Origin of the sequence: Nostoc sp. MS1, assembly GCF_019976755.1 — a bacterium.
Lineage (GTDB): Bacteria > Cyanobacteriota > Cyanobacteriia > Cyanobacteriales > Nostocaceae > Trichormus.
Genome location: NZ_AP023441.1, coordinates 1,755,458 through 1,781,155 on the forward strand (window position 1 = coordinate 1,755,458; position 25,698 = coordinate 1,781,155).

Annotated in this window: 15 protein-coding genes and 1 pseudogene; 12 read left to right on the plus strand and 4 right to left on the minus strand. The window is 40.8% G+C overall.

What is annotated here, in order from left to right; all coding sequences use genetic code 11:
* Window positions 1–171: 171 nt before the first annotated feature.
* The 3 genes and pseudogenes from cas6 (at window position 172) to NSMS1_RS07745 (ending at window position 2,310) form a co-directional block, all read left to right on the plus strand.
* Window positions 172–687, plus strand: coding sequence for a type I-MYXAN CRISPR-associated protein Cas6/Cmx6 (gene cas6 / locus NSMS1_RS07735; protein WP_224092321.1), 516 nt, complete (start codon window positions 172–174; stop codon window positions 685–687).
* Window positions 678–1,727: pseudogene (locus NSMS1_RS07740) on the plus strand (IS701 family transposase); the annotation flags it as partial. The gene cas6 and the pseudogene NSMS1_RS07740, both read left to right, overlap by 10 nt.
* Before the next feature lie 22 nt (window positions 1,728–1,749).
* Window positions 1,750–2,310: a CHAT domain-containing protein gene (locus tag NSMS1_RS07745; protein WP_224095153.1), complete on the plus strand. Its 561-nt coding sequence runs from the start codon at window positions 1,750–1,752 to the stop codon at window positions 2,308–2,310.
* 146 nt (window positions 2,311–2,456) lie between these two features.
* Here NSMS1_RS07745 and NSMS1_RS07750 read toward each other — a convergent pair whose 3' ends face one another.
* Window positions 2,457–2,792, minus strand: coding sequence for a transposase (locus NSMS1_RS07750; protein ID WP_224085446.1), 336 nt, complete (start codon window positions 2,790–2,792; stop codon window positions 2,457–2,459).
* The gene (locus NSMS1_RS07755) at window positions 2,758–3,108 is read right to left on the minus strand and encodes a transposase (protein ID WP_224085447.1); all 351 of its coding nucleotides are present in this window, start codon (window positions 3,106–3,108) and stop codon (window positions 2,758–2,760) included. The genes NSMS1_RS07750 and NSMS1_RS07755 overlap by 35 nt, the downstream gene beginning before the upstream one ends.
* 71 nt (window positions 3,109–3,179) lie before the next feature.
* Here NSMS1_RS07755 and NSMS1_RS07760 point away from each other — a divergent pair, with 71 nt between their 5' ends.
* Window positions 3,180–3,614, plus strand: coding sequence for a CHAT domain-containing protein (locus tag NSMS1_RS07760; protein WP_224092323.1), 435 nt, complete (start codon window positions 3,180–3,182; stop codon window positions 3,612–3,614).
* 151 nt (window positions 3,615–3,765) lie between these two features.
* Here NSMS1_RS07760 and NSMS1_RS07765 read toward each other — a convergent pair whose 3' ends face one another.
* The gene (locus NSMS1_RS07765; RefSeq protein WP_224092324.1) at window positions 3,766–4,008 is read right to left on the minus strand and encodes a hypothetical protein; all 243 of its coding nucleotides are present in this window, start codon (window positions 4,006–4,008) and stop codon (window positions 3,766–3,768) included.
* Between the two features lie 186 nt (window positions 4,009–4,194).
* On the minus strand, window positions 4,195–4,404 hold the full coding sequence (locus NSMS1_RS07770; protein ID WP_224092325.1) for a hypothetical protein: 210 nt from the start codon (window positions 4,402–4,404) through the stop codon (window positions 4,195–4,197).
* Window positions 4,405–5,689: 1,285 nt separating this feature from the next.
* Between NSMS1_RS07770 and ndhL the strand changes: the two genes are divergently transcribed.
* The 8 genes from ndhL to NSMS1_RS07810 all read left to right on the plus strand — a co-directional run bounded on the left by ndhL (window position 5,690) and on the right by NSMS1_RS07810 (window position 25,688).
* Window positions 5,690–5,902: an NAD(P)H-quinone oxidoreductase subunit L gene (ndhL, locus tag NSMS1_RS07775; RefSeq protein ID WP_224092326.1), complete on the plus strand. Its 213-nt coding sequence runs from the start codon at window positions 5,690–5,692 to the stop codon at window positions 5,900–5,902.
* A 24-nt stretch (window positions 5,903–5,926) separates the two neighbouring features.
* Window positions 5,927–6,238: a DUF3007 family protein gene (locus tag NSMS1_RS07780; protein ID WP_224092327.1), complete on the plus strand. Its 312-nt coding sequence runs from the start codon at window positions 5,927–5,929 to the stop codon at window positions 6,236–6,238.
* Between the two features lie 910 nt (window positions 6,239–7,148).
* Window positions 7,149–7,787 (plus strand): cohesin domain-containing protein, encoded by a 639-nt coding sequence (locus NSMS1_RS07785; RefSeq protein ID WP_224092328.1) that lies wholly within the window; start codon window positions 7,149–7,151, stop codon window positions 7,785–7,787.
* A gap of 158 nt (window positions 7,788–7,945) precedes the next feature.
* Entirely contained in the window at window positions 7,946–20,470 is a 12,525-nt protein-coding gene (locus NSMS1_RS07790) for an Ig-like domain-containing protein (protein ID WP_224092329.1), read from the plus strand.
* A gap of 100 nt (window positions 20,471–20,570) precedes the next feature.
* The gene (gene trpA / locus NSMS1_RS07795) at window positions 20,571–21,371 is read left to right on the plus strand and encodes a tryptophan synthase subunit alpha (RefSeq protein WP_224092330.1); all 801 of its coding nucleotides are present in this window, start codon (window positions 20,571–20,573) and stop codon (window positions 21,369–21,371) included.
* Between the two features lie 242 nt (window positions 21,372–21,613).
* Window positions 21,614–22,261, plus strand: coding sequence for a heterocyst differentiation related protein (locus tag NSMS1_RS07800; RefSeq protein ID WP_224092332.1), 648 nt, complete (start codon window positions 21,614–21,616; stop codon window positions 22,259–22,261).
* A 177-nt stretch (window positions 22,262–22,438) separates the two neighbouring features.
* Window positions 22,439–23,290, plus strand: a complete 852-nt coding sequence (gene blaOXA / locus NSMS1_RS07805; RefSeq protein ID WP_224092334.1) for a class D beta-lactamase — start codon at window positions 22,439–22,441, stop codon at window positions 23,288–23,290.
* 172 nt (window positions 23,291–23,462) lie between these two features.
* Complete coding sequence (locus NSMS1_RS07810; protein WP_224092336.1) at window positions 23,463–25,688, plus strand: hypothetical protein; 2,226 nt, start codon at window positions 23,463–23,465, stop codon at window positions 25,686–25,688.
* Window positions 25,689–25,698 lie beyond the last annotated feature (10 nt).

Sequence of the window (25,698 nt, forward strand, 5' to 3'; positions counted from 1 at the left end):
AGTAGTATAATATTTTCCTAACCAGTGAGAACATTGCGAATAATAACCTAAACTGGATTGCCAGTCTAACCAAAGTAGTTGGTGATGACAATGAGGGCAATTTTGCACAAGAGAATATTGATGTATTAAACAAACTCTTGCATCTTTAAATTTTTCTGGCAATTTCCATCTATGACAGCCATATTACTTCAAAGTGAGGAATATGTAGACTTAACGTTTAAGCTAAGAGGCGAACCAATTCCTCTTGATAATGGTTATATGATCTATAGTGCTTTGTCCAGAATTTGTCCTAGCCTTCACAAATTAGAGTCTATTGGGATTCATCCTATTGCTGGAATACCGACCAGGAACAATTTGATTGAACTCACCCTTCAATCCCGTCTAAAAATTCGGATTAATCATCAACAAATTCCTTTAATTTATCCTTATTTAGCGGGTCAAGCTTTCCATATAGGTCAAAATTTTTATCAGCTAGATATTCCCGACTACAAACCATTAGTTTCTTCAGAAAGTGTCTATTCCAGATTAGTGATAATTAAAGGGTTTCAAGACTCTATTAACTTTATTGAAGCTGTTCAAAGGCAACTGGATAATTTAGGAATAACCCTCTTCTGTCACTTTCCGAGTATTCTAAATAAAAGGATGAAAAGAAAAAACTCTGGAAGGAAAGCAGGGCAATGGATGTAGAATTACAAATCCTGAAACATTTGGCAAGAGATGCGCAGCCAACAGTTGCGCTCGTAGATGAATATTGTGCAGAGTACAAAGACCTGTTCAAAGAAGTAAGAAATTATGAATGTTTCAAATATTTACACTTAGGCATAATTTCACCAATCAAAAGAAAATCATTACCAGAGATAGCAAAAGTAGTCAGTATAAACTCAGCCCAATCATTACATCATTTTATAGCCAATTCATACTGGTCAGTAAATGAGTTGAAGAGCCGAAGATTAAAGAAAATAAAAAGAGCATTAAATGGTCAGACAATTACGGTAGTAATAGATGAAACCGGAGACAGAAAAAAAGGTAAAAAGACAGATTATGTAGCTAGACAATATTTAGGAAGTGTGGGAAAAGTAGATAAAGGGATAGTTTCAGTTAACGCTTATGGAGTTTATGCCAACATAACTTTCCCATTAATTTTCAAAGTATTTAAACCAAAAGGAACACTAAAGGATTCAGATAAATATAAAACTAAAATAGAGTTAGCATCAGAAATAATTACAGAGTTAATGGAATTAGATTTCAATATTGAATTAGTATTGGCTGATAGTTTGTATGGTGAAAGTAGCCAATTTATTAGAAAACTGGCTGAATATGGCTTAGGTTATGTGGTATCAATCAGAAGTAATCATGGAGTCTGGCTGCCAGCAGGGCAGAGCGTTAGGGCGAATAAGTGGTGCAAATTTGAAAGAACATTTAGTAACCAAAAATCAGAAACTAGATATATTAGAGAAATAGTTTATGGTAAAAAAGGAGCCATAACTTACTGGGAAATAACAACTGATCCAGAAACTATGCCAGAAAATTCTACTTCATTTGTCATGACTAATCTTTCAGGGAACCTCAAGAAAATTTTAGGCGACTTATATGGGTTAAGAACTTGGGTAGAATATGGTTTTTGGCAGTGTAAACAGGAACTGGGCTGGACAGACTACAGATTTACAAATTTTCAACATATTGAGAAATGGTGGGAGATTATTTTTTGTGTCTACACAATGATTAGTTATTGATGAAATATTAACCCAGATACCAAAGAACTTTGATAAACTCATCTTTATTCCCCATCGGTTCTTGCATTTATTTCCGCTTCATGCACTCCCAGTAACAAGTCAAAAGTATCAAGATTCGCCTTGTCTTCTAGATTTATTTCCTGCTGGTGTGAGTTATGCACCTAGTTGTCAACTTCTGCAACAAGTACAACAGCGTCAACGTCCTGATTTTCAATCTCTGTTTGCGATTCAAAACCCTACAGAAGACCTTGATTTCACAGATTTGGAAGTAGAAACAATATTATCTTACTTCCCTTCATATCAAGTATTAACAAAAAAACAAGCCACCAAAAATGCTATATATGAAGCAGCAACACAACTACAACAAGTAAATTATGTCCACTTCTCCTGTCACGGCTACTTTAACTTTGAATCACCCCTAAAGTCTGCTTTAGTTTTGGCAGATGAGACAAATTCAACATCATCAATTAACCAGATTAATGCCATAAGTGATATTCTTTCACAAGAAGGGGAAAAAATAATTAATTTAGAAGAGTCACATTTCCTTGAACCTATCCCACGAATAAAATTCTGTTAATCCAGATGTGAATTGTCGCAAGAGAAAGAAAACCGTTGAAGCAGGCAGAAATTCTTTCCCACCGAACAACGAGTCGGCGATATTTTCTTTGAAACCAAGCAAAACAGCGCTCTTGTTGAAAACGCGGAACAGAAATTTTAATTGGTCTACCCCGATTTTTTCGATTCTTCCAAACACGCGCGCGGCAATTGAGGTCTGATTCCACGTTTACGCAATGCAGCCCGTTTGTCCTTGGAATCATAGCCTTTGTCAGCAGCCAGAACTTTAACACGTTTACGAGGTCTACCGGGTCTATTCGTTTTAACTTTGACACTATCTAACAGTGGTATCACTTGATCTGTTTCACTACCGTTGGCTGGAGTTGTGCGATTAGCCAAGGGCATACCATTACCATCAGTTAAGGTGTGTATTAAAATTCCCTTACCTTTATGACCGTACTTAACGCCTTCACCGCCACCTTTGCCAGGGGGAAAAAGACCCATCAACAGCACCGTAATTCCAGTTGATTAGGCTTCTTTCCTCTGCAATTCCTAGTATCCTTGCTTGTAAACTTTCCAAAGTTCCGTCCGTTTCCCAACGTTGCAACCATCTGTGCGCTGCACTTTTTGATGCCCAGATTTCTCCTGTGGGAGCATCACACCAACGGCATCCTGTTATCAATATATACAATAACGTGTTCAGTACATGACGAAATGGTGCATGAGGCATTCCCCTTCCTCTGTTTTCTGGTTCCTTGGGGAATATATCTTCAAACAACTTCCACTCCATATCACTTAACCCTTCAAATTTCCCCGCCATACCCTGATACAACTTACCGTTTTCAACAGCAGATTATCATATTGCTGGTATTAGTGGGATAGGTTCTTACTTTGAAGGATATATTTAACCTCAATCTTAGTCAATGTAGGCTAGTCACTCTTTCAGCTTGTGAAACTGGGTTGACAGACTTTACCAGCCTCAGTGATGAGTATATTGGCTTGCCAAGTGGCTTTTTAGTTGCGGGCAGTTCCAGCGTGGTTAGCACCCTCTGGTCAGTACAAGATTTTTCTACGGCACTCTTAATGATTAAGTTTTACAATAATCTGCAAAATCACACATCAGTAGCTTATGCACTTAACCAAGCCCAACTCTGGTTAAGAAATATCACAAAAACTGAATTAGAACAATGGATAGAATATAAGCAGTTACCGCTTAATCCAAAACTGAGAATTGCTATAAGCCAACGTCTTCATCAATTGCCTAATAATTTTCAAGTATTTCAGTTACCATTTTATTGGGCTGGATTTTGTGCTATTGGTCAATGAAATAAAATATTTAAATTGGAGCATGAGAGTCAAAAATTAAAAATAGAAACTATTTGGTAACTACTAATAGCAGAACTATAAAAAATTAAATTGCTTTTAACAACTTACAAACCCCATTCATACTTTTATGAATGGGGTTCATTTAATCTAGTTATTTATAGTCTGGCTTGAGTTTTTCGATTTGTTTATCTTCTTCTATTTGATGGGTATCTCCTGTTAATCTGCTTTCTCTTTTGTCTACATCAGTAGTAACATTGACTCCTTTTAGACTAACTTCTAGATGAAAAAAGTATCGACCGTTTATCATATAAATCGTAGTGAGATAGCCTAAAGCAAATATCAACACTCCGCAAAGTGGTAAAGTAATTTGCCAAATAGAAAAGTTGCGTTTCATAGCTTGTTGAACCTAACATTGCTTGCTGAATCTCTATCACTACAAACAGGAAAAATTCTGCATTTTAAGTAAAGTTTTGTCTTATGTTGTAAAAACTGTTTAGTAGTAGTTTGTCTGAAATGTAGGTTTTTCTAATACAAGCTATAAAATCCCCGTTTGTTTTTGCACTCTATCGTGTGATAACTTCTAATTTTGCCCCTGCATTCTTTTAGCTAACTGAGCATAAATCACATCCAACCACACAGGAATAACAGGCTTACCTTCAACTAAGGAAGCGATCGCTTTTTCTCGGTCAAACTCCACAAGGGAAAGCATCAGCCCTGTTCCTCCCTTGGTAGCTTTTTCTCCTACTGCTCCCAACAGCATAAAACGCTTTTCCTGACCAGATTTAAACAATTCCGACTCCTTGTCTTTCAGGGTGGCCGCCGTCTGATACTGACTTGGAAATAGATTTCTATATGTGCTGGTGTACGCAGTTCATGAAAACTGTTGGCGAAAGTGTTACAAACGGATAAACAAAAGTTTTACAACTAAATGGATGCCTGAGCCAGAGAGGTGACTTTCTGGCTTAGGCATCCAACTAAAAACCGCAACCATAGATCGAAGGTTTGAGGTTGCGTAATACTTTCAGATACAAAGATGTATTACATTCGCCAACAGTATCACTTTTGGTAATCTTGGTTGGGACAAGGCAGAAGGAAGGAGGAAGAAAAAATTCCCACAATTGAAGCTCTGCTTGGATTATAGAACATCTGCATCACAACAAAGCTTTTTGCGATCGCCCCCAAAAGGTCACAAGTCCCAATGAGGATAACAAAACGTCTTAAAACCTTCTGCCTTCTGCCTCCAGCATAGCTGCCTTAAAGTGCATAACCTTTCATCATCACCAAAATCTTACAAGAACCCATAACCTTGCCGCCCTTTATTGGAACCATAAGCTTGCCGTTGCGGCAAAGTTATGGGTAAAGTCACAAATAACTATCAGTCTATACCTTTAATATCAATGGGGGTGGAGGGACTTGAACCCTCACGACCGTTTAAGGTCAACGGATTTTCATTCTCCCGCAGCTTTCGCTACTGCCTAATGGCTTTGAGAATTGGACTCTCTCTTTACCCTCGTCTTGACGTTAGGGTAGCTCCCGTCGAGTCTCTGCACCTTCCCAATTATCTTGGGCTTGGCTCAGGATTGCCGTGTCTGTGAACAGATTTAGGTTTCCCTGAGTTTGAGAGCATCCACTTAAAGAATTTCTTCTTTAAGGCTCAATTTATTTAAGTCCGTAGCGTCTGCCATTCCGCCACACCCCCCCATTTTGTTGGGGTTTTGTTATTTTTTGGAGGTAGCAAATACCCCCTCATCTATTCCACCACTAATTGCGCATTTTGTCCAACAGATTGAAAGATTTTTATCTTAACTCAGAGATTTGCTTTTTCTAGCTAAGAGTTACTTTTGCTTCCTTGGACTAGCTAAGGTTAGCATCTTCAATCTTGCCTGACAAGAGCAGCGCTTGTTTACTGGCTTCGCCATTGTAGCATTATTTTCTAATTTTGGTCAGCAAGAATCAGGAATTTTTTCTGGACTCATTTAAAAGCTCAATAGTTAAGCTTCCTTCTGGCTTCCAGTTCAGCCTATGATGGAAAACAGATGCACCAATTAATCTAATCCACCCAAAACAAAGGATTTATGATTGTACCCCTGCTATATCTGGCTTTAGCCGGAGCCTATTTATTAGTTGTGCCAGTCGCTTTACTGTTTTACTTGAACGCGCGCTGGTATGTGGTTAGCTCATTTGAGCGCACCTTTATGTATTTTCTGGTGTTCCTGTTTTTTCCAGGGCTATTGGTTTTATCGCCATTTATCAACCTGCGCCCCCGTCCACGTAAAATCGAAGTTTAATTAAGATTGGTAGGTCATAATCTCATGCGACGTATTGATGCTATTGGCATTGGCTTGGGAATTTTTATTGTCGGTGGTTTGGCATATCTAGGATTCCAAGTATTCGGTTTAGATGGTCAACAAGCTGGTATTTGGAGCCAAGTCGTACTAGTCATCGGATTGATTGGCTGGTTAGCAACCTATGTCTTACGTGCGGTGGGAAACAGTATGACCTACCATCAACAACGGGAAGACTATGAGCAAGCCTTCTTCCAAAAACGGCTAGATGAACTTTCCCCTGAAGAATTAGCCAAAATTCAGGCGGAAATTGAGCGAGAGGAAAAGAATCAAGCTTAATGCTAAGTGAGCATTTGATATGTACCATCACTGCTAACTTATTCGCTTGAAAATTTATAGATACAATAAAACCCGCTATAGCGGGTTTTGTTTTTTGTTGTGGGTGTTATCAGTGTGTCTTAGTGGTTTAATATAGCCCTCGTCACATAGATTAGGAAATTTCAAAGCTTGAATGCTAAAAAACAATAGTAGGACTTTACCTCTTAGTTTGCGTGCAACGAAATCCACTTTGCTATCTCGGCAAAAGCCTTCTCTAAGAGAGGCTAACTAACGCTAACGTGGAGCCTCTCTTTTCGTATAGTGTCCTTTAGGGAAGGAGAAGAGAAGAAGGCAAGTGAACTCATCTCCTGCCATACATGATTTTTCACCGCAGAGACATAAAGATATAGAGTTAAAAAGTTACTAACAACAAAATAATTATGAAATTGATGTTAATTTTTAGTAAAGTTTAATTGTTTATTTCATAAACTAAAAAGCAAATATTTATTATTGTAACAATTGACTTAAATATGTATTTTATATATAGTATATTTACACCTAGTTAAGTAATAACACTATAGTTAAAATCACTTTGGTAAATCTAACTAAGTAGGTTTAATTTATTTTATATCAACCTTATATAGAAGATTAATAATCGTGGCGTTAATAATAGTGTTGTAATTTGCCTCTAACTAAGAAAAATATTTTTGTTCCCTGACAGACAAGGTTTAATTTACCGATTTTTCAATAACTTGCGCTAAATCATTGATTTAGATACTGGCATAGTAATCTCTACAGTAAAGATAAAGCGCATCTTTATTAAGATAAGGTATTACACATCATTAATGACATAAATTTTGCCACTAAATTACGAATTAGTGACTAGATTGTGCTGGTTCAGTTATTAATAATTATCTTGAAATTTTTGATTATGCAGAAGTCCTTCTGGAGTATCACTTTAGGATGCAGTTTACTGTCGCCAGCAATAGTTATTCCTACCGCTCAAGCAGTATCCTTAGAATTAATACCAGCAGTTCAAACGGTTAAGGTTGGTGATTCTTTAGAGGTTGACGTAAGAATTTCTGGATTAGGTGATTTTCAAGCACCTTCTATGAGTGGTTTTGCTCTTGGTTTATCATTCGACCCTTCTTTACTCAAATTTAAGAGTTTATCATTTGGCGATCGCCTTTTAGGCAATTTAGTAGGCTTATCACCAGAGACAACATTTAGTGATTTTCAAACCAATGGAGGATTAGTCAGTTTCAGTCAAGTTTCTTTAGATGATGAGTTTAGCCTGAATAAAGCACAACCAGCCAGTTTTATCCTTGGTACAGTCAGTTTTACTGCGGTTCGTGCTGGTAATAGTCTCTTAAGCTTATCTTTTAATGATGATAGCTTCATTGATGAGCAGGGAAACCCTCTACTGTTATCAACCATCCCCAAAGGTGCGTCTATAACGATCAACAACGGCTCAACTCAAGTTCCTGAACCTAATTTTAATTGGTTAGCATTAGGTTTAGTGGCATTAGGAGCTACATTCATTAACAAGAAGACGAATTTAAGTATTTAAAAAATATTTAGCAAAACATTCGCTTTCATTCTTGTGATTTCATCTAAATATGCGGTGGTTATTAACCACCCTCTTTTTCTTGCTGGCTACTAAAACACATCAATTAAGTAGTCAATCACTCATAAATTGTTTTTGTTGACTAATTCCTAATAGAAATAATGTCAACATCTTGTATTTTGGAAAGGTGTATTGTGGAAGACTTGCAAAATAACGACCAGACCTCAACTCTCTCTGACCTACATTCAGTCTATATGCAGACTGATTCAATTACACCTAAGCCTAATTATAATAGAATTGCCCTTAACACTTCTGCAATTCCTTTAATAGAAGATGGCTTTTTAGCAGGAGATGCCAATAATGATGGTGGCTTATCTAATTTGGATGTAGACATTATTCTTAAGGATAGGGATAAGCCCATTGTAGGAGTTAATGATCCTCGTGACTTTAACGGTGATGGCAAAATTACCATTGTAGATGTCAGAAGCTTAGGTCTATCTATTACTGGAAATAAAGATAAAACTCCACCCATTTTGTCAGCATCTTTAGCTAATGATACAAATCAAAATGGTGGGACAAACACCGATAAAATTACTGCTGACCCAACAATTAAAGGTAGTGTCACAGATGCCAGCCGGATAACCCGCATCCAAGCAGGTTTAAATAATACAAATATTAATAAATATACTAATATTAGAGGTGTTATTGCTGCTGATGGGAGCTTTACTTTAACACCAGAACAATTAACACAAATAAACAATAATATACCTCTGGCTCAAGGGCAACATACTCTACATTTAATTGCCAAAGACCAATGGAATAATACCACCACTTTTGATTTAACCTTCACATTGGATAGTAATAGTCCCACTATTACTGCGGCGCTGACTAACGATACAGGTAGTAGCGCTAACGATAAGATTACCAAGGATGCAGCTATTACTGGTAGTATTAATGATTTGAACCAGATAGTTTCATTTAAAGCTGGATTTGATAATACACTCACCAGTAATTTTGTTGATGTTCTAGGAAGTTTGCAAGGAAATACATTTACTTTTGAGCAAAACAAAATTAAAGAAATCAATGGTGGTGATTTAAGTAATGGTTCACATACATTAAAGTTAATAGCCACTGATATTGCAGGTAATACAGCTAACTTTGAATATTCCTTTACCTTAGATGCTCTTAGTCCCCAAAGACCAGGGTTAATGCTAGATTCATTATTTGATTCTGCACCTATTGGGGATTCGCAAACAACATTTGCCACAGTGGATTTAATTGGGCAAACAGAAGCTAATGCCACTGTAATTCTACAAGGAACTGGAAAGTCAATTACTGCTGATGGCACTGGTAAATATAAATTCACTGGTGTGGAGTTGCAACTAGGCGATAACTCCTTCACAGCCATTGCTACAGATAAAGCAGGAAACACTAGTACATTTACAGAAATAGTTAAGCGAGTTAATACAGATAATGGTGATGTAGTCCTTGATTGGAACGCCATACTTTTAAATGCGATTTATACAGATAAGACAGCCCCACCCGTTGCTACTCGCAATATGGCGATCGCACAAACTGCTGTGTTTGATGCGATAAATAGTATTACAAAGACTTATAAGAATTACTATTTTAGTGGTACTGCGCCCCTCGGTGCATCCGCAGAAGCCGCCGCAGCAGCAGCCGCCCACAGGGTTTTAATCAACCTATATCCGGGGCAAATCTCCTACTTTGATACCGCCCTTGTTGCCTCTCTGGCAAAAATTACTGATGGTGCGGCAGAAGATGCGGGGGTAACATTTGGACGAACAGTAGCCGATAGTATTTTATCCTTGCGGAGTACAGATGGCGCAAATAACACCGTTACTTATACACCTGGAACCAACCCAGGCGACTGGCAACCAACAGCCCCAGGATTTGCACCAGCATTGTTACCTCAATGGGGACAAGTTACGCCCTTTGCCTTGACTAGTGGGGATCAATTCCGTCCCAATGGACAACCAGCTTTAAATAGTCAGCAGTATACCGACGATTACAACCAAGTCAAGGAATTAGGAAAGAAAGACAGCACTACTCGCACAGCCGAACAGACGGAGATTGCTTTATTCTGGGCTAATGGTACAGGAACATTTACACCCCCTGGGCATTGGAATCAAATAGCCCAAAATGTGGTAGCTAACAAAGGTAATTCCCTAATTGATAATGCTCGTTTATTTGCCTTGTTGGATGTTTCCATTGCAGACGCGGGTATTGCTGCTTGGGATGCCAAATATCATTACAACTTCTGGCGACCAATTACAGCTATTCAAAAAGGCGATACAGATGGTAATCCTAATACTACTGCTGACCCAAATTGGACACCATTACTGACAACGCCACCATTCCCAGATTACATTTCGGGACACAGTACATTCAGTGGTGCAGCAGCAACAGTATTAACATCATTGCTGGGTGATAATGTCAGTTTTAGAGTTAATTCTCTCGGCTTACCGGGAGTTTATCGCCAATTCAACAGCTTTACCGCCGCCGCCGATGAAGCAGGTATTAGTAGAGTATATGGCGGTATTCATTTCAACACAGCCAACGTAGATGGAATAGCTACAGGTAAATCTATAGGTAACTACGTTCTGCAAAACCTGTTAGCGCCGGTGAGTGATACTCAACCGCCAGTAATTGGAGTCACTTTAGCTAATGATAGTGGAAGTAATGGGAGCGATCGCATCACCTCAGACCCAAATATCAAAGGCACTCTCAGCGATACCAGCCAAATAGTTAAGTTAACAGCCAAACTCAATTCTGGCAACTTTGTTGATGTTTTATCTAAGTTAAATCCAAATGGTAGTTTTACCTTAGATAAAGCCACACTGACACAAATTAATGGTGGACAATTACCAGATGGTACTTATCAACTAAGTTTGCAAGCTGAAGATAAATTTGGTAATGCTAGTGAAACAAAACTAGAATTTACTCTCGATAGCAGCAAACCAGTAGCACCAACCGAGTTAAAAATTAAAGACGACACTGATACCGTCACTAAGAACAACAAGCCTACCATCATTGGTAAAGCCGAAACCGGTTCCCTCGTACAAATATTTGATGGGCAAACAAAAATAGGTCAGACAACGGCTGTTAATGGCACATGGGAAATTACCCCATCTCAACTGAGCGATGGTGTGAAAAATTTAACAGTTAATGCAATTGATGTTGCAGGCAATGTTAGTGAGAACGCCTCACTACAAATCACAGTTGATACTATTGCACCACAAATTAATTTAACTACTCCCCAAGCCAACGCTCAATTAACCGCAGGAGCGAAACTACAAGGTAGCCTTGATGGTACTGGTTCAACTATTAGCAAATTAACCTACCGCTTCAACAATGGGAATGAAGTGGAAGTGCCTGTAAATACTCAAGGTCAATTTAATGCTGATTTAAACTTAACAGGTTTATCTGGGCAACAAAACCTCATTATCACCTCAGTAGATTTAGCGGGTAATACCACTCAAACAAGCATTCCTGTAACTATTAGTATTGTCAATTCCGACACCACACCACCTACAGTTACTATTAGCAGTACCGCATCAACTGCTGTTTCCTACATTGAACTCACCTTTAACGAAGCTATAACAGATAGCTCCTTTGCCGCAGATAAATATAGTTTGAAAATTGCTGGTGGCACACAAGATGGTCAAACAGTGCCAATTAGCTCAGTTCAAAAACTCAGTTCCACCTTAGTCAGACTGAATTTAGCCGCAGCTTTCACTTCCGGTAACTATAAACTAACCATTGCCTCCGGTATTACCGATTTAGCAGGTAACGCTACTACTGCCGCTCAAGTATTTGATATTAATGTCGCGGCTGCACCTGTGATAATTTCCCCCAGTGATGGCGAAGCAATGGTAGGACTCAACCGGGAAACCATTGTCCGTTTTGGTAAGAAAGTCGATCCGACTACAGTTAATAGTGAAGACTTCTACCTCATTGCCAACGGTAGAAGAATCGAGGGAGAAATTAAAGTTTCCTCCACAGAAGAATTTGCTACTTTCTTCTACAAAAATCCCTTACCCTCATCAACAGAAGTACGAGTTTTTGTTGATGGAAGTAAGATTATCGGACGTGATGGAGTCGCTATTGATGGTGATGGCGATGGACAAGCAGGAGGAATAGCCACTGCCGACTTTACCACCCTTCCTATCACCAGGATTAAAGGTACTGATGTTTGGGGTTATGTCTACGACTCTTACAACAAAAACCCCGATGGTTCCAATATTCCTATCAAGGGTGTAACAATTCGCCTTGATGCCTTGCCAGATGTGTTTGCAGTCACTGATGAAAAAGGTTATTTCATCCTCAAAGATGTCCCCGCACCAGAGTTCTTTGTCTACATTGACGGTTCAACAGCTACAGGTGCGCCAGAAGCTTCACAGTACGCCAGCTTAGGGAAACCATTCCACAGTGTACCGGGACAATCTACTCAATTATTCATGGATGGAGTGCCGTTTAATGTCTACTTACCACCAATGGCGAAAAGTGATATTCAACAGCTTTCTACCACTGAAGATACTAAAGTAGGTTTTGGCGAAACTGCTCAAGCATTCTTAGAGAAGCAGTTTCCCAATGTTGATCCAGAGTTGTGGAAAGAAGTCAAGGTAACATTTAATCCTGGTTCTGCTCAAGATGACCAAGGCAATAGAGCAACCCAAGCAACGATTATACCTGTAGATCCTCAGCGTTTACCAGCACCTTTACCACCAGGAGTTGATCCTAAATTGGTGATTTCCATTCAAGCTGGCGGTGCAAATGGATTTAATCGTGAAGCTGATGGTGGTGCAACTAACTTTGATGTGCCTGCACCTATCCAGTTCCCGAATTTGGATGGGTTGAGGCCAGGGGAAAAGAGTTTGTTCTGGTCGTTCGACCATGATGCAGGTAAATGGATAGTCATTGGTACAGGAACCGTTAGTGAAGATGGTAAGACGGTTGTTTCTGACCCTGGTGTTGGAGTGTTAGCACCGGGTTGGCACTTTACACAGCCAGGAACACCCAATAGTCCACCACCACCACCGCCACCACCACCACCAGGATGTAAGCCTAATCCTGCTAAAGTTGAATGTCTTAAAGTAGCCTTGGAAAATTATGCTGTATGTTTAGCAACATGGGGCTTACTTGGAACTATATTGACAGGTGTACCTGGTGGATTAGTAGGCATCATAGCTTGTACGGCTCAGTTTACCCTGGATGTACATCGGTGTGATAAGTTACCTAATTGCTTGCCAAATACTTCTGCTGCTAGGAGCTTAAATCCTTTTGTTAATGCACTCAGCGATAGTCTTACAGGTGATGCAAAAGGAGATAAAATAGCAGCTATTGGTAGCCAAATAGTCAATCTTCTCTCTCCTTACGCACTTGATGGGCAGACCACTATTCCATTAGATGTTCAAGCTCAAATAGAGCAATTAGCCGCGCAAGCAAATGATATTGCCGGTGGTGATGCTATAGCATATATGCGTAACCTTGTTCTTCAGTCAGAACTAGCAAATGCTGGTATTGAAGAATCATATGGAAACGCACCTTCTTATGGAGTTTTATACGCGGCACAAATACAAGGAGCAAATGGTGAAACTTTTGTAGTGCGTGGTCAAACTACTGCTGATGGACAATACACTATAATCGTTCCTCGCAATGGTACTATTCAGTTTGTAAGTTTCTATGACCCATTAACTAACTCTTATGGAGTAGTAACTCCACGTCTTGATCCTAGTGCTACATATCAGTTACCCCGTTTGACCCTTGTACAAGTAGATGAGAATTTTGCAGACTCTGATAAAGATGGTTTAGTTGATGTTGTGGAGTTTGTTTACGGCACAAGCAGTAACAAATCTGATACAGATAAGGATGGTATTAATGACTTCGCTGAAATCAAACAAGGATTAGACCCTCTCAATGGTCGCGGCTTCCCCACCGGCATTATCTCTAGCCTACCTTTACAAGGTGAAGCGAAAGCTGTTGTAGTTGAAGGTTCTGTAACTAACGCTGAAACACAGACTGCTTACATCGCCACAGGTTCCTATGGTTTAGCAATTGTTAACGCTTCTCAATTCAATAACCCAGTTGTATTAGGTCAACTTAATCTCTCTGGTGATGCTACCGATGTGGCGGTTGATGCCAAATTGAATATTGCGGCTGTGGCTACTAACTCTGGTGGGTTGCAGTTAGTTGATGTCTCGGATGGTATGGTTCCCACCTTGAGACAAACACTCAATTTAGCAGTTAACCAAGTAGAAGTGGCTGACGGTATCGCCTATGCAACTGTGAATAATGTACTTTATGCGGTTGATTTGGCTACTGGTGAACAGTTGCAAAGCTTTACCTTACCTGGAAATGGCACTGTGACAGGTTTAGCTCGTGAAGGTACTAAACTCTACGCTTTTGTCAGTGGTTCTGATACATTCTCGGTCATAGATATCACCTCGGAAGGGTCTGCTGCTGTTGTTGGTCAACTCAATGTGAATGTGGCTTCTTCAGATGTAGGCTTGTTTGTGGGTAATGGGGTTGCTTACTTAGCTGGTAGCGGTTTACGGACAATCAATGTATCCAATCCCAGCAGTCCTACACTGATTAGTGATGCTGACCAGTTCTTTACCGCTAGGGGTCTAACACTGAATGGTTCAGGATTGGCTTTAGTAGCCGCAGAAGGTCAAGGATTAGCCGTTTACAGTTCAACTGATCCTCAAGATACTGATGCTTTCTTGACTGTATTTGATACACCTGGGTTTGCCTATGATGCGGCAGTGGCATCTGGTATTGCCTTCGTCGCTGATGGTAATAGCGGCTTGCAAGTGATTAACTATCTAGGTTTTGATAATAAAGGTCAAGCACCAACTATTACCCTCAATACCACCGCAATTGACCTCGACCCCAATACCCCAGGTATCCAAGTCCAAGAAGGTTCCACTATACCCCTGCGTGCAAATGTCTCTGATGATGTGCAAGTCCGCAATGTGGAGTTACTCGTCAATGGTCAAGTAGTCAGCAATGATGTTTCCTTCCCTTGGGATTTATCAGTTATTGCGCCTAAGATTACAGCAGATGTCAAAACAGTTGATTTACAAGTCCGGGCAACTGATACTGGTGGTAATATTGCCCTATCCAATGTCCTCACCTTGAACTTGAGCGAAGATAAGTTTGCACCAAAAGTTCTCGGCACAACACCCAGCGAAGATTCACGGCGTAAAGAAATACCCTCAATTGCCGTTCGATTTGATGAAGCAATTGATACTACTAAACTCAACCTATCGGGTATCACCTTAACTAATCTGGGTAAAGATGGCGTTTTAGGTGGCGGTGATGATGTGGTGACATCGGTGAGTAGCTTGCTGACAAGAAGTTTTGACCGTACCCTTGTCATCTCACCTGGTAATGAGCTATCTGTAGGTAATTATCAACTGAAAATTGACCCAAGTATTATTGCTGACCGTGCAGGTAATGCTTTAACCAGCCCCTTCACCTTAGAGTTTACCAAACGTCCCCTTACCACCCCTTTAACTTTAGGTACTACTATTACAAGTAGCCTTGTAGAGCCGGGAGACAACGAGGTTTATACCTTCACTGGTACTCCTGGGCAACGTATCTTGTTTGATAACCTCAATAACAGTTCTACCAGTATTTACGCTCAGTTACAGAGTCCGAGTGGCATTTCATTAGGTAATTACTTCTACTACGGCAATGATAGCCAACCCTTCACTCTGACGGAGACAGGCACTTATCGCGTCACCATCCAATCAACAAATAATGCCACAGGTAACTACAGTTTCCGCTTGCTAGACGCAAGTGCAGCACCAACCATTACTCTAGGAACAACAGTTACAAATACCTTAAATCCGGGTTTAGAAACTGATGTTTACAGAATTAATGGTACAGCCGGGCAAAGACTATTCTTTGATTCCTTAGCAACTGCATCAGGCGCAAGTTGGTATCTGTACAATTCTGGTAATCAGTACATAACTGGTTCTAGCCTCAGCAGTGACTTTGAAACAACCTTAACCAACACAGGCACATATTTGTTAGTGCTAGATGGTAATAACAGCAATGGTAATACCAACTACAGTTTCAAAGTCACTAACCCGCCAACAACAACCACAGCACTAACATTAAGCAACACCGTTACCAGCACCATCTCCCAACCAGGAGAAACAGATGAATACACCTTTACAGGTACAGCCGGGCAACGCCTGTACTACGACGGCTTAATTAACAACAATACTTCGACCATTTACGCCCAGTTAATCAGCCCCAGTGGACAACAGGTATTCTACAACGGTGATGCCGATAGCGATCGCGCCCCCTTCACCCTGACAGAAACAGGCACTTACCGACTCATCATTGATGGTTATTTAGATAACACAGGCGATTACAGTTTCCGCTTAGTTGATGCCTCGGCTGCACCAACTATCACCCTGGATAGCACCATTAGCAACAACCTCACCCCCGGACTAGAAGCTGATGTCTACCGTATCAATGGCACAGCCGGACAACGTTTATTCTTTAATTCCTTAGCTAATGCCACAAATGGTTCTTGGTATCTGTACGGCGTAAATAATCAGTACATTACTGCTGCTAGCCTCAGCAGTGACTTTGAAACAACCTTAACCAACACAGGCACATATTTGTTAGTGCTAGATGGTAATAACAGCAATGGTAATACCAACTACAGTTTCAAAGTCACTAACCCGCCAACAACAACCACAGCACTAACATTAAGCAACACCGTTACCAGCACCATCTCCCAACCAGGAGAAACAGATGAATACACCTTTACAGGTACAGCCGGGCAACGCCTGTACTACGACGGCTTAATTAACAACAATACTTCGACCATTTACGCCCAGTTAATCAGCCCCAGTGGACAACAGGTATTCTACAACGGTGATGCCGATAGCGATCGCGCCCCCTTCACCCTGACAGAAACAGGCGCTTACCGACTCATCATTGATGGTTATTTAGATAACACAGGTGATTACAGTTTCCGCTTAGTTGATGCCTCGGCTGCACCAACTATCACCCTGGATAACACCATCAGCAACACCCTTACCCCTGGACTAGAAGCCGATGTTTACCGCATCAATGGTACTGCTGGACAAAGACTGTTCTTTAATTCCTTAGCTAATGCCACAAATGGTTCTTGGTATCTGTACGGCGTAAATAATCAGTACATTGCTGGTAGCAACTTAAGTACTGACTTTGAAGTTACCTTAACCAACACAGGTACATATTTGTTGGTGCTGGATGGTAATAATAGCAACGGTAATACCAACTACAGTTTCAAAGTTACTAATTCTGGTTTGAACAGTACCACAGCATTGACTTTAGGTAATACAATCACCAGTACCATATCTCAGCCAGGGGAAACAGATGAATACACCTTCACAGGTACAGCAGGGCAACGCCTGTACTACGACGCACTGATTAATAACAATGCTTCGACCATTTACGCCCAGTTAATCAGCCCCAGTGGACAACAGATATTCTATGTTGATGCGGATAGCGATCTCACCCCCTTCACCTTAACGGAAACAGGTACTTACAAACTCATCATTGATGGTTATTTTGATAACACAGGTGATTACAGTTTCCGCTTAGTTGATGCTGGTGCTACATCTGCAATCACTTTGGGAACAACAATCACTAACATTCTCAATCCTGGTTTAAAAACTGACATCTACCGCATCAATGGTACGGCTGGGCAAAAACTGCGCTTTGATGCCTTAACTAGCGGGTTTGTTAGTGGTAACTGGACAATATACGGTACTGGCAATCAATATGTAGCTGCTACTAACCTGGGCAATGACTTTGAAGTCACATTACAAAATAGCGGTACTTATTTGTTAGTGCTGGATGGCTATAACAACAGTGGCACTGTCAACTACAGTTTCACTGTCACAGATATCAGCGATGCACCCGTAGCAGCCAGTGGATTTAATAGTATCAAGACTGGTACAATCGCTGCTGGTGGACAAGATACCTATACATTTACTGCATCTGCTGGCTTGTTAGTCTACTTCGATGGTCAAAGCGCCAATAATAACATCATTGCAGAATTGCGGGATACAAATGGTCAATATCTCACTGCCAGCGCTACCAATTCAGACACACAGCTAATTCGTGTACCAAAATCGGGAACTTATACCTTAGCAGTTAAAGGTGCGAATGCCAGCAGTACAGGCAGCTATCGTTTCCAAGTTCTCGATATTGCAGCTGCCGCCACCGATATCAGTTTCAACACCCCAGCCACCAGAAGCTTAACTAATGGTGCCGAAACAGTCGTCTATCGATTTACAGGCACACCTGGACAGACACTTTACTATGATGCTTTGCAAAGTGATGCTGATACGGTTAACGCTCAGTTAGTTAGCCCAAGCAGTAACATTTTTGAAATCAATTCAGACAGTGATAGAAATATCTTCACATTGACTGAAGGTGGAACTTATTACTTACTGTTGAAAGGACATAACGCCTCTGCGGCTGATTTCAGTTTCCGCTTAATTAATGCGAGTGCTGCCACTGCTGTCACCTTAGACACCACAGTAGCAGATACCCTCACACCAGGACTAGCCACCAACATCTACCGCATCAATGGTACAGCCGGACAAAAACTGTTCTTTGATTCCTTAATCAACAGTTTCGTCAGTGCCAATTGGACATTGTACGGGCCTGGTAATCAGTATGTAACTGGTACTAACCTCAGCAGTGACTTTGAAACCACCCTCACTAATACTGGAACTTATCTGTTAGTCATCGATGGCTACAACAGCAACAACAACCCAATTAACTACAGTTTCAAAGTTACTAACCCCCCAACCACAACCACAGCATTAACTATAGGTAACACGGTTACTAGTACCATCTCTCAAGTTGGGGAAACCGATGAGTACACCTTTACAGGTACAGCCGGACAACGCCTGTACTACGACGCACTGATTAATAACAATGCTTCTACTATCTACGCTCAGTTAATCAGTCCCAGTGGACAACAGGTATTCTATAACGGTGATGCTGATAGCGATCGCACCCCCTTCACCCTGACAGAAACAGGTACTTACCGACTCATCCTTGATGGCAATGGTAATAGTACAGGTGACTATAGCTTCCGCTTACTTGATGCCTCTGCTGCTACTGCTATCACCTTTGATACCAGCATTACCAATACCCTCACACCAGGATTAGAAACTGACATCTACCGCATTAACGGTACAGCCGGACAAAAACTGTTCTTTAATTCCTTAATTAGTAGTTTCGTCAGTGCCACATGGACACTATACAGTCCTAGCAATCAGTATGTAACTAATGCTAACCTCAGCAGTGACTTTGAAACCACCCTCACTAATACTGGAACTTATCTGTTAGTCATCGATGGTTACAACAGCAACAACAGCCCCATTAACTACAACTTCCAAGTCACCAACCCCCCAACCACAACCACAGCATTAACTATAGGCAACACGGTTACTAGTACCATCTCTCAAGTTGGGGAAACCGATGAGTACACCTTTACAGGTACAGCCGGACAACGCCTGTACTACGACGCACTGATTAATAACAATGCTTCTACTATCTACGCTCAGTTAATCAGCCCCAGTGGACAACAGGTATTTTATAACGGTGATGCCGATAGCGATCGCACTCCTTTTACATTGACAGAAACAGGCACTTACCGACTGGTTATAGATGGTTATTTTGATAACACAGGCGATTACAGTTTCCGCCTAATTGATGCCTCTGCTGTTACTCCTGTGACTTTAGACACCACCATCACCAATACCCTTACACCAGGACTAGCCACCAATATCTACCGCATCAATGGTACAGCCGGACAAAAACTGTTCTTTGATTCCTTAATCAACAGTTTCGTCAGTGCCAATTGGACATTGTATAGTCCTGGTAATCAATATGTAACTGGTGCTAACCTCAGCAGTGACTTTGAAATCACCCTCACTAATACTGGAACTTATCTGTTAGTCATCGATGGCTACAACAGCAACAACAACCCAATTAACTACAGTTTCAAAGTTACTAACCCCCCAACCACAACCACAGCATTAACTATAGGTAACACGGTTACTAGTACCATCTCTCAAGTTGGGGAAACCGATGAGTACACCTTTACAGGTACAGCCGGACAACGCCTCTACTACGATGGACTGATTAACAACAATACTTTCACCATTTACGCCCAGTTAATCAGTCCCAGTGGACAACAGGTATTCTATAACGGTGATGCCGATAGCGATCGCACTCCTTTTACATTGACAGAAACAGGTACTTACCGACTCATCCTCGATGGCAATGGTAATAGTACAGGTGATTATAGTTTCCGTTTAATTGATGCCTCTGCTGCCCCTAGTGTCACCTTAGACCAAACTATCACAAATACCTTGAATCCAGGCTTAGAAACTGACATCTACCGTATTAACGGTACAGCCGGACAGCAACTAAGTTTTGATTCACTAATTGGCAGTTTCGTTAATGCCAATTGGACACTGTACAACCAAGGAAACCAGTTTATAACAAACAGAAACCTCGGTAATGACTTTGTAATCACCTTAACCAATGATGGTACTTATCTTTTAGTTCTTGATGGATATCTACCTAATGGCACCATCAACTATAGATTCCAAGTCTCAAATGCCTAAACCTGTTGAATTGTGCTGAAAGCAACGGCATAAGTCTAAAGATAGGGGTCAGTTGTTTGTTACTATTGACTACTGACCACTGACCACTGACTACTGACTAATGAGCGTTATTGCCGATCGCTTCCAAACTCTCAGACGGAATCAAGAGTGCGCTCTGATTCCGTTTATTACTGCTGGTGATCCTAATTTAGAAACTACAGCCGCCGCTTTAAAAATATTAGATAGCAATGGTGCTGACTTTATTGAGTTAGGCCTGCCCTACTCTGATCCTCTGGCGGATGGGCCTGTAATTCAAGCAGCTGCTACTCGTGCTTTACAAAACGGCACAAAACTGGAGAATGTACTGGAAATGTTAAGAGCCACTACTCCCAGTTTGCAAGCGCCAATCATCTTATTTGCCTACTACAATCCCATTCTGCACCGGGGCATTGACCAGTTTCTCGATCAAATTGTGGCGGCTGGTGTTGCTGGTTTGGTTGTGCCTGATTTACCTTTGGAAGAAGCCGCAGGACTATTAAAACCAGCAAGTGAAAAGGGTATAGATTTAACTTTATTGATTGCCCCTACCAGTTCATCCGAAAGAATAGAAGCGATCGCTAATTCATCCCAAGGATTCATCTATTTGGTCAGTGTAACAGGCGTAACAGGGGTGCGATCGCAACTAGAAACCCGTGTATCTGATTTATTACAACAAATCCGCCATGTAACAGATAAACCTATTGGTGTCGGTTTTGGTATTTCCCAGCCAGAACAAGCTACTCAGGTCAAACAATGGGGCGCAGATGCAGCTATTGTGGGTAGTGCCTTTGTTCAACGTTTAGCCGAGGGAACACCAGAACAGGGACTCAGTGCGATCGCGGGATTTTGTCAAAGTCTCAAAGCAGCCATCAAAACATCTTGATGATTTCGGGAAAGTAGATTAAAAAGTATAACAGTATAGTTTTTTTACTCTGATTGTGCTGGACAATTCCATATTTATGGTCTTGAATATTAACATTAGATACTAAGCAGTAAAAAAACTAGCTGATACAGCAGCTTATATTTTGGGTATTATGTGTATTAAGTAGGCTATAAAAACTATGAGTGTGAGAGGAAGTCAGTCAAAAGTTATGAAAATTACATCGCAGATGAGAGGTAAAGGCGATGAGTGAAAGTATGGCATTTATCGGCGGTGTCGCCGTAGCAGGACTGGCGGCTCTCTTAATGCTCAAGGGAACCAACACCTCCCTACAGCCTAACTTTGGTGTTGCTTCACAAATGCCAGCAACCGTAGTAGCACCTCAAGTCATCCCGCCACAGTATCAACCACCCTACGGGCAGCCAGCATATAATAACCCCCAACCAACGGCTCCTAATCCCGTGCAGAGCGTGGAATTTGAACGCTTGAAGATGGATTTTGAGCGGCTAAAATACGATAACGAGCAATTAAAAAATCAAAACCAACAACTCCAGTCCCAATTTCAAAACTGGAATAATGCTCAACAAATAGCATTAGCCCAGCAAAATACTCAAAGAGCCGCATCTGCTGTATTACCCGCTCAAGCTAGTTGGTGGTCTTCGCCTATTGTTTGGGCTGTTGGTGGTGCGGCTTTAACCGTTGGCGGTGGTATTGTAGTTGCTGGCGTGTTATCTTTATTCTCTTCACGCCCACGTTCTACCCGCACTGTACAAGTTATTCATCCGTATCCCAACAATACACAACCTCTGGTTCCTGTACGTCGGGCTGAGTTTCTACCCCCTGGAATGGAAACAAGACGAGTGGAAGCTCACGAATATGATGAAATGAGATAAGGAAGTAGAGGACAGGGAGGAAGCATAATTTTCACCTGTCCTCACTCCCTTAGAGCAGCTTTGCTTGCAAATTTGTTCTATTAATCTGAAGTTGGGTTTGCTCGGTAATAGGTAATAGGAAATTGGTAATTGAGTTGTGTCATTACCAATCAATCAGTTTTGTGGGAAGGTATATTTATGCCTCAAAACCGACGAATGCCCTTAGCAGTAATTATCACTATTGGCATCTTGGTGGTATTTTTCAGCATTAGCAGTTTCCAAGCTATACCTGCACAATCTCAGGAAGTTCAGCCACCTATACTCGCTGCAAGTGTTGACCTGGGAAGTTCATTTAAGCAGATGGGCGTTAAAGGTTCGATTCTGATTTACGATCGCCACAACAAAAAATTTTACGAACACAACCCTTCGCGCAACTCCCAAGCCTTCTTTCCCGCATCGACTTTCAAAATTTTTAACTCTCTTGTAGCCTTAGAGACTGGGGTAATTCCCAATGATGTGGCTGTTTTGACCTGGGATGGTATTCAGCGCCAATTCCCGATATGGAACCAAGACACCAACATCCGCCAAGCATTCAAAAATTCAACAGTGTGGTTTTATCAAGTACTAGCTCGCAGAGTTGGTTATCAACGGATGAATCAATTCATCCAGCAAGTTGGTTATGGCAACCATCAAATTGGTACACCTGAGCAAATTGACAGATTTTGGTTAGAAGGACCACTACAAATTACACCCAGACAACAGATTGAGTTTCTGCAACGTCTTCAAAGTCAGGAGTTACTCTTCTCACAAAGGACTTTAGATTTAGTTCAAGACATAATGGTTTACGAAAGTACCCCAGACTATATATTGCGAGGAAAGACAGGCTGGGTAACAAGTCTCACTCCTAATATTGGTTGGTTTGTAGGATATTTGGAACAGAGAAATAATGTGTATTTCTTTGCGACAAATATTGATATGCGTAATGAGAATGATGCTTCTGCTCGAATTGAAATTACTCGGCGCAGTCTCAAAGCTTTAGGATTATTATGAAGCGCCGTTGAGTTTAGGCGATCGCGCCACTATGCTTGTAACAGCAATGCTATATAGTGTTAATCAAGAACATATATATACTTTGCACTTTTAGAAATATCTCCTTCGCTATACTTAGCTATGCCTCTTTTTTTAATTAGTAAAAAATAGGCTGAACCGGGGATTAAACATTATGGAAAATAATTTAATAAATGCCAGCCTGTCTACACAAAGTCTTACTTTTAGACCAGGCACTAATCCAGCCTCTTTTACAGTAACGGTTAACAATGATAGTAGCCAATTTGCTAGTTTTCAAGTTGATATTTCTGCCGCAGGAGAGCAGCGTAATACAGAATACCAGTGGTATAAACTCGAACCAGAATTAGCAGCAACTAAACCTCCAGGTAGTAGTACAGACTTTCAAGTCTTTATTTTTAATACACCAATTCCCGGATTTGTCGGTGCTGTTGACTTAAAGATTAGAATTTTTTCGCCACAGCTTGGACAAGAACGGCGGCTGTTGTTACGGCTGACAATCGAGCGAGATAATCAACCCACGGTCTTAAGTGTAGAATTGCCTGTCAGGGCATTCCAAGTTTATCCTCGGAATACGATAGATGTACCAGTCCGGGTCAGGAATTTAAGCCAACAATCGACTAATGCTAAATTACGTTTTGTTGGTGTGGATTCGTCTTGGTTGAGTGGTAATGTAGAAAGACAATTTGCCTTAGAGCCTGGTGGCTATGCAGAAGTAACTTTTCAATGTCAACCTCCATCTGTTGTGCAGTCACCTAGTCAAAATTATCCATTCAGTATTGAAGCTACAAGTAATAATGGATACCCAGCTAGTGCTACAGGTAACATAGAAGTTTTACCTGTAGGATTTGTAGAGTTTGATGTTCCGCAAAAACATCAAAAAATTCCTAGTCAATCATCATGGTTGCCTCAGAGGAAGTCTGATACAGCTGCTTTTGAACTAATCTTCAAGAATGCCAGCAACCTCTATCAAGAGGTGAATGTGAGTATTCAAGGTAGAGATTGGCGAAAATGTACTTACAATACTGTTCCCGAAACAGCTAATTTACGTTTAGGTGAAACAAGTAAAGTTAGCCTGAATGTGAAAACACAACGGCCTTGGGTGGGGATAGGTAAGACTTTGCTGCTAGAAGCCAAAGCTGATTTACTTGACCAACGTTTAGGGACTACAGACCCGGCAACGCAGACTCTAGAATTACAGAGTTTACCAATTATTCCCCTCTGGGTACAACTGGCAATTTTGGCACTCATCGCCTTGTTGTTGGCTTTGTTACTGGGACGGGAACCAATTATGCACACTCGTTCTGTAAACTCCGTCGCTTTTAGCGGTAATGCTTTGCTGGCGCTGAGTGGTTCGGATGATTGTACATTAAGGTTGTGGAAAATAAATAATGGTGAGAGTATAGCCCCAGCAGATATTAAATATAGTGGAAAAGCTGTGGCTTGCGATCGCCAACAAGAACCCCAAGGTCTGCTGGCAATTACTGATGATGCTGTACAAGTCTCCCGCTTTATGCCTGTAGAAAATAATCGTGTAGCGATCGGGCTAGATAGTGGTGTAATTGAACTAAGGAATGTACCCAACGGAGAAACAACAGAACAACTACAAGACCAACAAGACCCCAAAGCCAAAGGCGATCGAGTCTTTGATTTAGCATTTACTAAAAATTCCCTATATTTATTCAGTGGTTACGGCAGTGGTAAATTAAGATTATGGTCAAGAACATCTGTTAACAATCAATTTCAGCTACAACCTCAAGTTATAAACTTACAAACTCTGCTCAATTTATCAGGCTTTCAAATTCGTGCTTTAGCCTTGAGTCCCGATGATCAAACTCTAGTCATAGCAGGTAATTTTAAGCGCTTTTTATTATGGTCGTGGAATCCTAATCAAATTAATAATAAACAGCAGAATTTATTGGTGCAATCCTTAGCAAAAATAGATACTAGAACGGGCATTACAGACTATGTTTGGGGAGTAGATTTTGCACCCAACTCACCCAAAATTTTAGCTACATCTGATTCTGCTGGCTATATTACTATTTGGAATTTAGCTCAATGCCAGAATGTAAAAAATGTTAGTCTTCAGAATACAATTTCTGAAGTTGATTGTCAGCCGATAGATAGTTGGCAAGTAACGTCGAAAACGCCAGTACGAACACTGAAATTTAGTGAAGATGGTCGTTTACTAGTCAGTGGTGGAGATGATGGACGGGTTACTGTTTGGTATTTAACCACAGAATATAAGCTCGATAAAACAAAAGCCGCCGAAGGACAAACAATTTACCAAAGCCCAAAGGGAATAAGAAGCGTTGACTTGAAAGGTAGCATGATTCTCAGTGGCGATGAAAATAGTCAAGTCAAACTAAATCGCGTCAAGTAAGGAATTTGAG

Excerpts from the sequence above, each read along its gene's own strand:
- cas6 (WP_224092321.1), top strand. The coding sequence starts at position 172 with ATGACAGCCATATTACTTCAAAGTGAGGAATATGTAGACTTAACGTTT.
- NSMS1_RS07750 (WP_224085446.1), bottom strand. The coding sequence starts at position 2,792 with ATGGGTCTTTTTCCCCCTGGCAAAGGTGGCGGTGAAGGCGTTAAGTAC.
- NSMS1_RS07755 (WP_224085447.1), bottom strand. The coding sequence starts at position 3,108 with ATGGCGGGGAAATTTGAAGGGTTAAGTGATATGGAGTGGAAGTTGTTT.
- NSMS1_RS07765 (WP_224092324.1), bottom strand. The coding sequence starts at position 4,008 with ATGAAACGCAACTTTTCTATTTGGCAAATTACTTTACCACTTTGCGGA.
- ndhL (WP_224092326.1), top strand. The coding sequence starts at position 5,690 with ATGATTGTACCCCTGCTATATCTGGCTTTAGCCGGAGCCTATTTATTA.
- NSMS1_RS07780 (WP_224092327.1), top strand. The coding sequence starts at position 5,927 with ATGCGACGTATTGATGCTATTGGCATTGGCTTGGGAATTTTTATTGTC.
- NSMS1_RS07785 (WP_224092328.1), top strand. The coding sequence starts at position 7,149 with ATGCAGAAGTCCTTCTGGAGTATCACTTTAGGATGCAGTTTACTGTCG.
- NSMS1_RS07790 (WP_224092329.1), top strand. The coding sequence starts at position 7,946 with ATGTCAACATCTTGTATTTTGGAAAGGTGTATTGTGGAAGACTTGCAA.
- trpA (WP_224092330.1), top strand. The coding sequence starts at position 20,571 with ATGAGCGTTATTGCCGATCGCTTCCAAACTCTCAGACGGAATCAAGAG.
- NSMS1_RS07800 (WP_224092332.1), top strand. The coding sequence starts at position 21,614 with ATGAGTGAAAGTATGGCATTTATCGGCGGTGTCGCCGTAGCAGGACTG.
- blaOXA (WP_224092334.1), top strand. The coding sequence starts at position 22,439 with ATGCCTCAAAACCGACGAATGCCCTTAGCAGTAATTATCACTATTGGC.
- NSMS1_RS07810 (WP_224092336.1), top strand. The coding sequence starts at position 23,463 with ATGGAAAATAATTTAATAAATGCCAGCCTGTCTACACAAAGTCTTACT.